At 57.8% G+C, this 13,715-nt stretch carries 9 protein-coding genes; 2 read left to right on the forward strand and 7 right to left on the reverse strand.

The window, feature by feature from the left end; translation table 11 throughout:
* Positions 1-218: 218 nt before the first annotated feature.
* Positions 219-1,187, forward strand: coding sequence for a GTPase (gene yjiA / locus BLU76_RS27420; RefSeq protein ID WP_092225270.1), 969 nt, complete (start codon positions 219-221; stop codon positions 1,185-1,187).
* Positions 1,188-1,327: 140 nt separating this feature from the next.
* Here the strand turns inward: yjiA and BLU76_RS27425 are convergent, their stop codons facing one another.
* The 3 genes from BLU76_RS27425 to BLU76_RS27435 all read right to left on the reverse strand — a co-directional run bounded on the left by BLU76_RS27425 (position 1,328) and on the right by BLU76_RS27435 (position 7,348).
* The gene (locus BLU76_RS27425) at positions 1,328-1,858 is read right to left on the reverse strand and encodes a hypothetical protein (protein ID WP_092150638.1); all 531 of its coding nucleotides are present in this window, start codon (positions 1,856-1,858) and stop codon (positions 1,328-1,330) included.
* A 229-nt stretch (positions 1,859-2,087) separates the two neighbouring features.
* Positions 2,088-3,341: a serine hydroxymethyltransferase gene (glyA, locus tag BLU76_RS27430; RefSeq protein WP_072347783.1), complete on the reverse strand. Its 1,254-nt coding sequence runs from the start codon at positions 3,339-3,341 to the stop codon at positions 2,088-2,090.
* Positions 3,342-3,499: 158 nt separating this feature from the next.
* Positions 3,500-7,348 (reverse strand): sensor domain-containing protein, encoded by a 3,849-nt coding sequence (locus BLU76_RS27435; RefSeq protein ID WP_092225272.1) that lies wholly within the window; start codon positions 7,346-7,348, stop codon positions 3,500-3,502.
* Positions 7,349-7,619: 271 nt separating this feature from the next.
* Between BLU76_RS27435 and ettA the strand changes: the two genes are divergently transcribed.
* Positions 7,620-9,284, forward strand: a complete 1,665-nt coding sequence (gene ettA, locus BLU76_RS27440; protein ID WP_030140297.1) for an energy-dependent translational throttle protein EttA — start codon at positions 7,620-7,622, stop codon at positions 9,282-9,284.
* A 56-nt stretch (positions 9,285-9,340) separates the two neighbouring features.
* On the opposite strand, the gene lanM is transcribed toward ettA, so the two are convergent.
* From lanM to BLU76_RS27450, 4 genes are all read right to left on the reverse strand, one after another.
* Positions 9,341-12,424: a type 2 lanthipeptide synthetase LanM gene (lanM, locus tag BLU76_RS27445; RefSeq protein ID WP_092225274.1), complete on the reverse strand. Its 3,084-nt coding sequence runs from the start codon at positions 12,422-12,424 to the stop codon at positions 9,341-9,343.
* An 84-nt stretch (positions 12,425-12,508) separates the two neighbouring features.
* On the reverse strand, positions 12,509-12,670 hold the full coding sequence (locus tag BLU76_RS31625) for a hypothetical protein (protein WP_170862107.1): 162 nt from the start codon (positions 12,668-12,670) through the stop codon (positions 12,509-12,511).
* A gap of 158 nt (positions 12,671-12,828) precedes the next feature.
* A complete protein-coding gene (locus BLU76_RS31630) occupies positions 12,829-12,969 on the reverse strand; it encodes a hypothetical protein (RefSeq protein ID WP_170845994.1) in 141 nt (46 codons plus the stop codon).
* Between the two features lie 233 nt (positions 12,970-13,202).
* Positions 13,203-13,694: a GreA/GreB family elongation factor gene (locus BLU76_RS27450; protein WP_092225276.1), complete on the reverse strand. Its 492-nt coding sequence runs from the start codon at positions 13,692-13,694 to the stop codon at positions 13,203-13,205.
* Positions 13,695-13,715 lie beyond the last annotated feature (21 nt).

Consider the following 13,715-nt stretch of genomic DNA (forward strand, 5'->3'; position numbering starts at 1 on the left):
CGCCACAGGGTAGTTGTCTGGCTTGATTGCGCTGTTGGTTACGGTGGCAAGGGTGGGTCCAAGTGCTGTTGAGTTGAGGTAGCCTCAAACCCATGTGGGAGCGGGCTTGCTCGCGATGGCGGTGGGTCAGTAGCATCGATGTCAACTGACCCGACGCCTTCGCGTGCAGGCTCGCTTCCACAAAACCGCTTCCCTTTCAGGCATCAAGGAGATTCAGTTTGTCCTCTCCCATCCCGGTCACCATCCTCAGCGGCTTCCTCGGCGCCGGCAAGACCACGCTGTTGCGCCATCTGCTCAAGGCCGAACACGGCCTGAAAATCGCCGTGATCGAGAACGAATTCAGCGATGCCGGTATCGACACCCAACTGCTGGGCGACGAGCCGGTGCAAGTCATGACCCTGGCCAACGGTTGCGTGTGCTGCACCATCCACACCGACCTGACCAAGGCCCTGTATCTGTTGCTCGAGCGGCTGGACAGCGGCGAGATTGCCTTCGATCGCCTGGTCATCGAGTGCACCGGACTGGCCGACCCAGCGCCGGTGGCCCAGACGTTTTTCATCGATGAGGACCTGCGCGAGCGTTACATCCTCGATGGGATCCTGACCCTGGTGGATGCTGCTCATGCCGATGTCCACCTGACCCAGGCCATCGCCCAGGCCCAGGTTGGATTTGCCGACCGCCTGCTCTTGAGCAAAACCGATCTGGTGGACGCAGCCCAGGTCCAAGCCCTTGGTGAACGCTTGGCGCGCATCAATCGGCGAGCGCCTATCAGGGTGGTGGAACATGGCAAGATCGACCTGGCCGAACTGCTCGATATCCGTGGCTTCAATCTCAATGCGGACCTGGGCGCAGGGTTCAGCTTGCGGCCGGTCGGCAAGGCAACCACGGGCGATCGGATCAGCAGCCTCGTGCTGCGCACTGACAAACCACTGGATATCGAAAAGCTCAGCGAGTTCATGAACCAGTTGCTGGAAGAGCACGGCAAGCAATTGTTGCGCTACAAAGGTGTGCTGAACATCGCCGACGAACCCCGTCGACTGGTATTCCAGGGCGTACTGAAACTGTACGGTTTCGATTGGGACACCGAATGGGCTCCGGATGAACCCCGGGAAAGCGTGATCGTATTCATCGCCGACGAACTGCCCGAAGAGAAAATCCGTGCAGGCTTCGATGCCATCCTGCTTTGATCTTCCGCTGCCTGTGGCTTTCAACTTGCCCAAGGTGAGTTGTTGAAGGAGAAACTGCCCCCCGTAGAGCCTTGTGGCGAGGGAATATCCTGCGCCACAAGAGCTATCTGGTAATTTGTCTTTTACGAGATTTACATGCCTTAGTGCAGGCTTAAGATAAAAGTTATCTTTGATTTTTCTTCGGTCTCGGCCAGATAGAGATACGGCGAGCCAGGCACTCTTAATCCCCCGACATATTTATGGGTTGCGGTCATGAGTGAGAGGGGAGTGTGCTGGGTGTTGATGTTTTTCCGAGTGATGATGTTGTGTTGTTGATCGACCAGGATGAAACGCGTCGGGTTGGCAGTGTTTGGATGTACTGCACCAAGTACTTCAAGCCAACTCTTGCTAATCAGCCTGTTGTAGTATTCCCCGGGGTTTTTCAGGGTCAGGATGTAGCCATTGGGCGTAGGCCGGAAATGCAGCATCAATTGGGTAGAGGCCGTGGCCTGGGCTTCGGCGCGCATGCCGAGCAAATGCGAGTGATCATGGGTTTGCGGTTTGCCGGTAAAGAATCCGCCGCTGAATGAACTGACGGTCGCCATCGCAGGTTTACCATGCAGCGTTTCAAGTAGATTGACGTGGGCATCAAACATGCGAAGTGTTGCATGAAAAGATTTTTCACTGTCCATGTGATAATTGAATCCTGTGTTGAGTTAGTAAGTATGAGATGGAGCGGATGGGATCTTATTAGTTTTGTTGGGGGTGGGTGGTATTATCTGTATTGCAGAAAGTTAAGTGCGATAACAACCAGTGAATGGTGTAAGGATGAACGGGTAAGTTGGCGTTAGCTTTTTAACAGCCCATAAAAAAGGCCCGCCTCGAAGAGGCGGGCCTTTTGGCTACGGTCTGACGGGCTGATTAAGCGCCGTACACCGGCAGCTTCTTGCAAATAGCCTTGACCTTCTCACGCACGGCGTCGATGACCGCTTCGTTGTTCAGGTCCGCCAGGATGTCGCAGATCCAGCCAGCCAGTTCCTTGCACTCGGCTTCCTTGAAACCGCGAGTGGTCACGGCCGGGGTACCGAAGCGCAGACCCGAGGTGACGAACGGCGAGCGTGGGTCGTTTGGCACCGAGTTCTTGTTGACGGTGATGAACGCCTTGCCCAGCGCCGCGTCGGCGTCTTTGCCGGAGATCTCTTGCTTGATCAGCGAGAGCAGGAACAGGTGGTTTTCAGTACCGCCGGACACCACGTCGAAGCCGCGCTCGATGAACACGCCGGCCATGGCCTTGGCATTCTTCACCACTTGTTGCTGGTAAGCCTTGAACTCAGGTTGCAGGGCTTCCTTGAAACAGATCGCCTTGGCCGCGATCACGTGCTCCAGCGGGCCACCCTGGGCGCCCGGGAAGACGGCGGAGTTCAGCTTCTTCTCGATGTCGGCATTGGCGCGCGCCAGGATCAGGCCGCCACGTGGACCGCGCAGGGTCTTGTGGGTGGTTGTGGTGACCACGTCGGCGAATGGCACCGGGTTCGGGTAGACGCCAGCGGCGACCAGGCCCGCTACGTGAGCCATGTCGACGAACAGGTAGGCACCGACCTTGTCGGCAATCTCGCGGAAACGCGGGAAGTCGAGGACCTGGGAGTAGGCGGAGAAACCGGCCACGATCATTTTCGGCTTGTGCTCGAGGGCCAAGCGCTCGACTTCGTCGTAGTCGATCAGACCGTTGCCGTCGATGCCGTACTGGACGGCGTTGTACAGCTTGCCGGAGGAGGAAACGCTGGCACCGTGGGTCAGGTGACCGCCGTGGGCCAGGCTCATGCCCAGGATGGTGTCACCGGCCGACAGCAGCGCCAAGTACACGGCGGAGTTGGCTTGGGAGCCTGCGTGCGGCTGGACGTTGGCGTAATCGGCGCCGAACAGTTGCTTGGCGCGGTCGATGGCCAGTTGCTCGACCACGTCGACGTACTCGCAACCACCGTAGTAACGCTTGCCTGGGTAGCCTTCGGCGTACTTGTTGGTCAGTACCGAGCCTTGAGCTTCCATCACCGCGGGGCTGGTGTAGTTTTCCGAAGCGATCAGCTCAATGTGCTCTTCCTGGCGCTGAGCTTCTTGCTCCATGGCGGCAAAGAGATCGGCGTCGTACTTGGCAATAGTCAAATCACGGCTGAACATGGCGGTCCTCAAGGATCGGGGGCAGAAAAGGGGGGCATTCTACCTCAACCGGTTTTGGAAGGCATATGAAAGGGCGTCATGTCGCGGACGAATGGGTTTCAAGCAAAGGGCGTTGCCTGTGCTTGCCCGCGAGAGGCCGGCACAGATAGTACAAGGCCTCAGTCGAGCATGAACAACGCATCATTGCTGAACTGCGCTTCGAACCGATTGGCCGGCATCGGCCGGCCGAACAGGTAGCCCTGGACTTCGTCGCAGCCGTGCTCGCGCAGGAAATCCAGCTGCTCGTGGGTCTCGACACCCTCGGCGATCACCGCCAGGTTGAGGCTGTGGGCCATGGCAATGATCGCCCGGGCGATCTGCGCATCCTGCTCGCCGGACGGCAGGCCGTCGACGAAGGTGCGGTCGATCTTCAGCACGTCGATGGGGAATTGCTTGAGGTAATTGAGCGACGAATAACCGGTGCCGAAGTCATCGACGGCGATGCTCAGGCCCAGGTTTTTCAGCCCGGCCAGGATCTGCATCGCCTCGCTGACTTCGCGCATCAGGATACTTTCCGTCAGTTCCAGCTCCAGGCAGGCCGGCGGCAGGCCGGTGCTGCGCAGGATATTGGCGATGCGCGTGCCCAACTGGCCGTCGGAGAACTGCCGGGCCGAAATGTTGACCGAGACCTTCGGCACCCGGACCTTGGCCTGGTGCCATGTCCTGAGCTGCCGACAGGCCTCGGTGATGACCCAGTCGCCGACGTCCACCACCAAGCCGAGTTCTTCGAGTACCGGGATGAAATCCCCTGGCGGCACCAATCCGCGTCGCGGATGGCGCCAGCGCAGCAGGGCTTCGGCACCGGTCAAACGTTTGCCATCGCCGCTGAACTGCGGCTGGTAATACAGCACGAACTCGTTCTGTTCCAGGGCGTGGCGCAGGTCGCTTTCCAGCTCCAGGCGCTCCAGGGCGCTGGCGTTCATGTCGGCCTGATAGAACTGGAAGTTGTTCTTGCCCCGCTCCTTGGCGTGATACATGGCTGTGTCGGCGTTCTTCATCAATTGGCTCAGTTCGTTGCCGTCCTGGGGGCTCAGGGCGATACCGATACTGGCGGTGACGAAGAACTCGCGGCCTTCGAGCACGAAGGGCCGGACCAGGCTGGCGAGGATCTGCTCGGCTACGTTGATTGCCCGGTTCAGCGCCATTTCGCGGCTGGCGCGCGGTTGCAGCAGCAGGGTGAATTCATCGCCACCCATGCGTGCCACAGTGTCGTCGTCGGCGACGCAGCCGAGCAGGCGCGTGGCCATTTCCTTGAGCATCCGATCGCCGGCGGCATGGCCCAGGGAGTCGTTGATCGGCTTGAAACGGTCCAGGTCGAGGAACATCAGCACGACCCAGGTCTTCTGCCGGTCAGCCGATTGCAGTGCGGTGTGCAGGCGATCCTGGAACAGCGTGCGGTTGGGCAGGTGAGTCAGGGCGTCGTAATAGGCCAGGCGATGAATGCGCTGCTCGCTGGCCTTGCGCTCGCTGATGTCGCTGAAGAAGCACACATAGCTGGCCAGGTCACCTTCGTCATCCAGCACGGCCGTAATGCCGACCCACGCTGGGTAATGCTCGCCATTGCGGCGCTTGAGCCAGACTTCGCCTTCCCAGGTGCTGTGCTGTTGCAGCTGCTTGAGCACGTAGCGCAAGTGGGCTTCCTGCTGTTCGTCTACGGTCAGCATGTTGGGCAACTGGTCCAGCACTTGCGACACGGCATAACCGCTGACGCGACTGAAGGCTTCGTTGGCCTGGACAATGTAGCCGGCCGGGTCGGTGATCAGGATCGCCGAGGTCGAGTGTTCGAAGACCGTAGCGGCCATGCGCAGGTCTTTTTCAGCGCGACGCTGCTGGCTGATGTCGCGACCGACGCCGAGCACGCCTTCGAACGCGCCGTGTTCATCCCACACCAGTACCAGCCGCAGCTCGATGGGAATCTTGCGCCCATCGGCACGCAGGCAGTCGAACAGGAACAACTGGGTCTGCATCTGGTTGCGTAGCTCGGCCAGTTGATCGGGCTTGTCGAGGGCCTTGCTGACCCGGTCCATCAGGCTGTAGATGCCGGTCAGTTGTTGCGGATTGGCGATGATCGATTGCCAGCCGTTCTGGAAGATCCAGTCGGCGGTGTAGCCCAGCACCGCTTGCACCGACGGGCTGACGTAGTTGAGCGAAAGCTTGTTGTCGGTGGAGAAAATCACGTCGCTGATGCTTTCGGCGAGCATCCGGTAGCGTTGTTCGCTGTCACGCAGCGATTCACTGGCCTCGATCTGCTCGGTGACGTCCTTGGCCACGCCGATGATTCGTGTCACCTGGTTATCCCGGTCCCGGGCCAGGGCCTGCTCGCGGATGTCGAAGCAGCGCCATTTGCCATTGCGGTGGCGAAAGCGCAGTTGGCATTGCAACAATTGCGTGTACCCGCCCCGCCGCTGTGCCTGGCGCAGGCTGTGGTAGTGATCGGCATCGTCGCTGTGCAGCAGGATTTCCCAGAAGTACTCGCCCATCTGGTGCAGTTCGGTGCGGTCGTACCCCAGGGTCTGGCCCAGGTGATGGTTGCTGAAGATCATCCGCTGACTGATGACGTCCTGCACATAGAGATGATCCGGCACGGTGCGCACCACGTCGGACCAGAAACCCTCGCGTTCGAGCAGCGAGAGCTCGATCAGCTTGCGGCTGGTGATGTCGCTGATGCTCAGGATGACCGCGTTATGGTCTTGCTGTTTTTCCGGCAGGCGCAGCACCAGCCACAGGTGCTGGTCGCGGCCATGGGCGTCCTGGAGCTTGATTTCCAGCTCCAGTTGCTTGTGTTGATCGAGCAGCGCCTCGAGCAGCTTCGAGCCGACGGGGTTGTTGTCCTGCGTACCCTTGCCGACCAGCAGTTGCCAGGCCTGATCGCAGGAATCGACATTGAGCAGTTTCAATGCCATCTGGTTGACTTCGGTGACGTGAACTTCCTGGCGCAATTGCTCGAGTTGATGGGAGGTTTTTGTCCATGCGCGCAATTGATCGCCCGTGTGCAGGCCGGCCCGCTCAAAAAAAGCCTTGAGCCCCGACAGGTCGAGCACGCACAAGGCCACGCCAGTGCCTTCGAAAATATCCTGGTAGCGCCGCCGACCTTCATGCAACTGCCGCTGACGTCGGCGCATGTTCAAGAGCGCAATCACCGGCAACAACGAAAACGCCAGGCCCAGCAGGCATTTGCCGATGAAGGCCGGCAACAGTTGTTCGATCACCTGGCGGCGGTCGAACAGCCCCCGCAGTTGCCAGTCGCTGCTGCTCAAGGGCACGGTCAGTACGGTGTTCTCCAGGTCATCCGGGGACAAATGGGTAGGGCTGCTCGAGGGCAGGCTTTCGTCGCGGCTGATGATCTGCTGGTTGAGACGGTTTTCTACCAGCCACAGCGGGCGCAGCCCCATATCGGCCTGCTTGGTCAGGGTGGAGAAAAAGTTCGGGCTCAGGCGCAGGGCCCAGTAGCCACGGCTGCTACCGCTGGCCTGGTGCAACAATAGGTGCACCACGGAGCCGTCTTCGGCATTGCTGAAATAATGGGCCTGGGCCCGGCTGCGCCGCACCAGTTCGCCCAGGTAGTCGGCGTCGTGGCTGTCGGCGTCGCTGTCACTGAGCACTCGGCCGGAGGGGCTCAGCAGGACCAGGCTGCGCAATTCGGGGAGCGATTGCTGGAGTTTGCGCACCAGGGCCCGCTGTTCGTCGCCCGTTTGGGGTTGTTCGACGATCGGTAGCAGGTTGAGGGCGATTTGCGCGTTCAGGGCCATGTTCAGGCTGACCTGCGCGGCGAGATCGGCGGTGTAGTCGATGGTGTATTGGCGTTGTTGCTGTTGGGTTTCGCGCAGTTGGTCGAGCAATTGCCAGAACAGCAAGCCGAGCAGCAGCAACACCAGCGTGGCCAGTGCGCTCTTCAATGTCCCGCGCAGGGGCGAGCCGGACACGACTGCGGGTGCGCGAGGGGACAGGGGCGGAGTGACGTTGGACAAGCTGTAATCCTGCAGTTTGCTGGACTGGCGCGACGTGCACTATAAGCCGGACGCCCGAAGGGCGGCTAGCATGCCTTGACTTGTGGCAAAGTGCCAGCCCTTGGCGGCTGGACCTTGACCGACGGTTGAGGTAGCTTTGCCGGTCAAACAAGAGCGTTCCAGCTCCAGATTCCCAGGCTCTATCCGCGCGCAGGCATTGATGACCGTCAAGTGCCGGTGCCGCGTATGGCCTGGCTCGTTCTTTTCACCTGTCACTGACGCTAGGTTCACCATGGCTCAATACGTCTTCACCATGCATCGGCTGAGCAAAGTTGTTCCGCCGAAGCGGGAAATCCTGAAAAATATTTCACTGTCCTTCTTCCCCGGCGCCAAGATCGGCGTGCTCGGCCTCAACGGTTCGGGTAAGTCCACCCTGTTGAAAATCATGGCTGGCGTCGATAACGAATTCGACGGCGAAGCCCGCCCGATGCCGGACCTGAACATCGGCTACCTGCCCCAGGAGCCTCAGCTGGATCCGACCAAGACCGTCCGTGAAGTGGTCGAGGAAGCGGTCAGTGTGATCAAGGACGCCCAGGCGCGCCTCGACGAGGTCTATGCCGCCTACGCCGATCCGGATGCCGACTTCGACAAGCTGGCCGCCGAACAGGCCAAGCTCGAAGCGATCCTGCAGGCCAGCGACGGCCACAACCTGGATCGCCAGCTGGAAGTCGCCGCCGATGCGCTGCGCCTGCCGGCCTGGGACGCGAAGGTCGAACACCTGTCTGGTGGTGAGAAGCGCCGCGTGGCCCTGTGCCGCCTGTTGCTGTCGGCCCCCGACATGCTGCTGCTCGACGAACCGACCAACCACCTGGACGCCGATTCCGTCGCCTGGCTCGAACACTTCCTGCACGACTTCCCAGGCACCGTGGTTGCGATCACGCACGACCGTTACTTCCTGGACAACGTCGCCGGCTGGATCCTCGAACTCGACCGTGGCGCAGGCATTCCATACGAGGGCAACTATTCGGGCTGGCTGGAAGCCAAGTCCGATCGTCTGGCCCAGGAATCCAAGCAGCAGTCGGCCCATGAAAAAGCCATGAAGGAAGAACTGGAGTGGGTGCGCAAAGGCGCCAAGGCCCGCCAGTCCAAATCCAAGGCACGTCTGCAACGCTTCGAGGAAATGCAATCCCAAGAATTCCAGAAGCGCAGCGAAACCAACGAGATCTACATCCCGGCCGGTCCGCGCCTGGGTGACAAGGTCATCGAGTTCAAGAACGTCACCAAGGGTTATGGCGATCGCGTGCTGATCGACAACCTGTCGTTCTCCATGCCCAAGGGCGCCATCGTCGGCGTGATCGGCGGTAACGGTGCGGGTAAATCCACGCTGTTCCGCATGCTGATGGGCAAGGAAACGCCGGATTCGGGCAGCATCGAAATCGGTGAAACCGTGCAACTGGCCTGCGTCGACCAGAGCCGCGAAGACCTGGACGGCAGCAAGACCGTGTTCCAGCAGATCTCCGACGGTTCCGACCAGATCCGCATCGGCAACTATGAAATCCCGTCGCGCACTTATGTGGGCCGTTTCAACTTCAAGGGCGGCGATCAGCAGAAGTTCGTCAAGGACCTGTCCGGTGGTGAGCGCGGTCGCTTGCACCTGGCGTTGACCTTGAAGGAGGGCGGCAACGTCCTGCTGCTCGACGAACCGTCCAACGACCTCGACGTCGAAACCTTGCGTTCCCTGGAAGAAGCCTTGCTGGACTTCCCGGGCGCCGCCATTGTGATCTCCCACGATCGGTGGTTCCTCGACCGCGTGGCGACCCACATCCTGGCATACGAAGACGATTCGCAAGCGGTGTTCTTCGAAGGCAACTACACCGAGTACGAAGCCGATCGCAAGAAACGCCTCGGCGAAGCGGCCGCCCAGCCGCACCGCGTACGGCACAAGAAACTGGCCTGATTCGGTCGGTTGCATGAAAAAAACGGAGCCTTCGAAGGCTCCGTTTTTCATGGGGGTTACGCTGGCATCGCGAACTCAAGGGTGAGAATGTTGGGGATTGTCGGGTCCATCTCGTACAGCAAGGCATAACCCGCCCCCGTGATTCCGGTCAGCAGGCTGACATCAGGCACCCGATCGTTGTCGAGCCATGGTCCCTCGAAAAACTGCCGGGCGATTTCGTCGAGTGTCTTTCTGACCCTGCTCATGCCTTCGGGATTATCCGAATGCCGATACAGGTCATGCAGACAGATCAGATTGCCGAAATCGCCGTGACACAGGTTGTAGCCCTCGCCGAAACCGTGCTGCCAGAGATTGTTCTCGCATCGCTGTATATCGTCGAGCACGGTCTGCCTGGCCGCGTCGTCCAGGGCGTCCCCCATCGATGCCATGAGCTGTCGCCTGGCGATAAGGATACCGCCGTCGCCGTGGCACCACTTGGACGTATGGTCCGCCGGGCCGAGGTTTCGCAGGTCCAGCCAGAAACCGTCCCGGCTCAGGCGGTTTTCGCCTTCGAGCACCTGGATGGCCAAGGGCACCAGGGTCGCATCGCCGGTCACGTCATAGGCTTTGCACAGGGCATGGATGACCCCCGAGAGGCCGTGGGACAAGCCTGTCAAAATGACCGAGCGATCATCACGCCGCAGCAGTTGGCCATCTTCAATCAGGACTTGATCCTTGATGTAGCCAATCATGCGTTGGATGGCTGGCAGCACGTCCTCCTGTGCAGACAATGCATGGATATTGGCCAGCAGGGTCACAGCCCCACAACAGCCTCCGAGGAAGTCGAAATCATAGTCTTCAGGAGGGACTTCAATCAGTTGGGTCAGCAGGCCGGCGATTTTTTCATCGTGTTTCGGATCTCCCGTTATTTGCCGACGATTGATCAGCAGATAGAGATAAGCCCCCAGCCCGTGATAGGCACTGACGGTCAAATCGGTTTTGAAAAAGCCAAAGCGTTGTTCCAGGGAGTACAGGACCTGATCCATGCGCGACAGAAAGTGCGGTTCGCCGCTCACCTTGAACAGGCCCAGATAAAACAAGCCAATCCCGGCGATACCGGAGTACAGCCCGTGATCCATGGGCGACGGGTACTTTCTCTGGGTCGTGGGGTGCAGGTGAAAAGACAACCAACTGACGTCCGTTGATGTTCCTATGATAGCGAGCTCCTCGATACGGGAGCTGATGCTCAATATTCCGTCGAGTGGGCCCGATGGGGGAGCGCTCTCAAGGTTCGCAAGCCTCTGTCTGGCGCGCAGTGGCAGTTGTCCATTAGGCTCAGGAAACAAACAAATTTCGAGCAATGTGCGTTGTAACGCTTTGTCTGCATGGGACAGGCTGGCCAGTTTCTGTAAGCAGCTCTTTATTGGTGGCTCTATGGGCGTCATTCCTATCGTTTCACCTTGGGCGCTCGTCAAGTAGTTGGCGTTGAGAGGCATGGTGAAACATGGGATGCTGGATCGTTGCAGGTCCGCTATTTCATAACGGGGAATACCTTTTGCTGCATAGGGTTCCTTCAGATCTTTCCATAAAGTTGCCAGTAGAAGTTCCCTGTCCAGCATGTTTTGCATAAAGCGTGGGTGGCGGCTTAGTCCGATGAAATCGGCATAGCGCTGGGAATTCTTGAGCAATACGCGGGTTGATAATTCGCCTGCAGATTGTTCGAGTATCTGCATGATCATCTGTTGATAAATCATCAACTGGCCATAGGCATAGTCAAAGCCATGGAGGAGTTCAGCTTTATAGGGTTCAAATCCCTTATGCCCGCCTTGCAGGTGTGGCAGGTGTTTTTGCAGTGGCTGGTGTTCGAATTGTGTTTTGCGCAGATGGTAGAAGCCATCTTCGAAAACCAGGGAATGGCGGGTGGAAGTGAATCGCTCTTGCCGAGTCAGACCGCTTTGGTCGTAATTGGATTTTTGAGAGAAGGGTAAAAAACCGGTGGAATATACCGACTGTTGGGTCAACTTGAAGGCATTGAACAACGCGCAGTCGGCAGGTAAGTCGTGTAGCAGCTCGCTGGTAGAGGCGGTGAATAAACATTCAAGGTCAATCATGACCGGGCTGCTTCCACACGCAATGATATTTTCGTAGTGAAAGTCGATGCCATTCAATGCGTGGATGAGGGCCATTTGTGCGCCCATTTTTGTATAGAACAGCGCAACGTCTGCTTCGCTGTCGCAAGGCAGATTGTCGATCTTTTCTACCCAGCTATGCTGCTCGCAGCTGAGGATCCTGGGTGCATGTATAGAAAAACAATCCGCGCCTGACCACTCATGCAATTGCCCAAGGAGACGATTGAAAAACAACGCCTCCCGGCTCGCTCTTGGTTTGTAAACCAACGAGGTCGTACCAATTTTAACCTCGCAGACCGTTTCACCACGACCATGGGGATCACCTAGACCAAGTTCGATCGCGTCGATTTTCCGGGACGGGATCGAAAACGTCTTCTCCAGCAATTCAGTATCGTCGGCGAAGTCGCGAATGACCCCATAAAGGTAGTGGGTGGTGTCTTCCAGTAGATCCAGTAGCAGGCCCGCCAACACCGGGTAGGACTCAAACAATTTCAGCAGTGGCAATGTGCGCAGATGCTCATTGAAAGCTGTTAAATCGAGGTCCTCACCGGCTGCAATCCGCGTATTCAAATAGTGAACCAAGCTTTGTTCTGATGTGCGTTCTACCCGGCCCAGAACATAGCGCTCCAGGCTTGCAAACAAGGCCCGGTCATCGATGTGCAATGATGCAGCGGCGTAGCGCGGATCGCCTTTGAACGTATCCATGAAATAAAGAAAAAAACGGTAGCCAAACCAATAAAAATTGTTTTTGCCGATTGAGATAGTGTTCGTCTCGGTGTCAAGGCTGTCGAGCTGGGTAAGTTTTGCCTCCAAGGCGTTTAAGACGGTTTCGCCATCGATGGGCAAGGGTTGGTTATTGGCAGGTTCCTTGATGTACGCAGACAGCTGCGCCCTGTCTAATCCGAAGTGATTCAGCAAGGCCTGATCATCAACATGCAGGCGAGTCAGGTTGTTTTCAAAAAGGGCGATATCGCGACCGGAAGAGAATCTGTGCTGACCTCGCTGATTCAACTTCAAGGAGTTAATTAACATGCCGTGTCTCCTGACATGGATAGAGCAGGCGGTGCCTGCTCTATGTTTTATTGATTGCCTGTTTTGACGATCAGTTGAGCGGGATTAGCAGCCCAGTGTCGAGCACTCGAGATTGGTGCACGTTCCGAAAGTGTTGCACTCCAATGACGTTATCAGCATCCGCCCATTGCTCTTGTTGGCAGGCGCTTGATAAGCGTTGAACTCGAGATAGAAGTCACCGGACATGTTCAGGATTTTTTCGCTCATGATATTTCCTCATCAGTTATTGAATATCGCGTACAGCGGCCTGCGGCCAATCGGATGCCAATCACTGTATCCGAACTGTAGGATGTCAAATGAAGTTGTCTATGAATGGGATTAGGGATATCAAAGTCGCCCTGTGCAGGTCGACCTTGAAAGTGGGATTAGCACAAAATGGCGGTGCACTCTGCGGTGCCACATTCGACAATGGTCAGCGCTGCTGACTCAATGCCGCGACTGACGAGTTGGTAGGACTTGAAGTCACCATCGAAGTCACCGGACATTGCCAGTATGTGTTCGCTCATCATGTTTCTCCTCTGTTGTTACGCACCTGTTTTGGTGCGGGAAAAACAATAGCACGCTGCCGATTAAGCACCAACTTGTCGTTATGACCTTATGTTGCAGTTACATGTTGCTACAGGTATGTTGTTACTGTTGCGACGCTCTAGCGCTAGAGGCTTTATTGCTCTTGTTCGAGTCTGCAGGAAAGGTTTAAGTGTTTTCTCATGGTACTAACAAGTGCTGCTCGCTCAGTTCGTTAATCAAGCGCTATTGCAATGACTTCAATGGCGAGATTGCCCATCGGTCGCTCCCAGATCACCTCATCCCCAACCTTCGCCCCCAGCAACGCTCGCCCCAGCGGCGAACCCCAGTTGATCAGTCCACTGGCCGCATCAGCTTGGTCTTCACCCACCAATTGCACCCGCTGCTCGTGATCATGCTCATCGACGAAGGTCACCCAATGCCCAATCCGCACCTGGTCCGTTGATGTCGGCACGACGATCTGGGCGCTTTGCAAGCGCTGATTGAAATAGCGCAGGTCCCGTTCAATGTCGGCGATGCGCTGTTTGTCTGCCTGGTCGCCTTTGGTTGCGTGCTGGCCATGCAGTGCCTGCAACTGGGCGACGCGGGCCTGCAACTGGGCAAACCCGGACGGTGTCACGTAATTGGGCTGCGCACTGATCTGGCGTTCGACCGGTTGATCGGCCTGGGCTGCGGCGGTGTCTTCGTTGACGAAAGCGCGACTCATGGTGTTCTCCTCTATTGGAGT

The sequence above is a fragment of the Pseudomonas sp. NFACC08-1 genome, from assembly GCF_900106735.1.
Lineage (GTDB): Bacteria > Pseudomonadota > Gammaproteobacteria > Pseudomonadales > Pseudomonadaceae > Aquipseudomonas > Aquipseudomonas fluorescens_Q.

Bases quoted from the DNA above. Each gene is read 5' to 3' on its own strand.
- BLU76_RS27425 (WP_092150638.1), bottom strand. From the start codon at position 1,858: ATGGACAGTGAAAAATCTTTTCATGCAACACTTCGCATGTTTGATGCC.
- glyA (WP_072347783.1), bottom strand. From the start codon at position 3,341: ATGTTCAGCCGTGATTTGACTATTGCCAAGTACGACGCCGATCTCTTT.
- ettA (WP_030140297.1), top strand. From the start codon at position 7,620: ATGGCTCAATACGTCTTCACCATGCATCGGCTGAGCAAAGTTGTTCCG.
- lanM (WP_092225274.1), bottom strand. From the start codon at position 12,424: ATGTTAATTAACTCCTTGAAGTTGAATCAGCGAGGTCAGCACAGATTC.
- BLU76_RS31625 (WP_170862107.1), bottom strand. From the start codon at position 12,670: ATGAGCGAAAAAATCCTGAACATGTCCGGTGACTTCTATCTCGAGTTC.
- BLU76_RS31630 (WP_170845994.1), bottom strand. From the start codon at position 12,969: ATGAGCGAACACATACTGGCAATGTCCGGTGACTTCGATGGTGACTTC.
- BLU76_RS27450 (WP_092225276.1), bottom strand. From the start codon at position 13,694: ATGAGTCGCGCTTTCGTCAACGAAGACACCGCCGCAGCCCAGGCCGAT.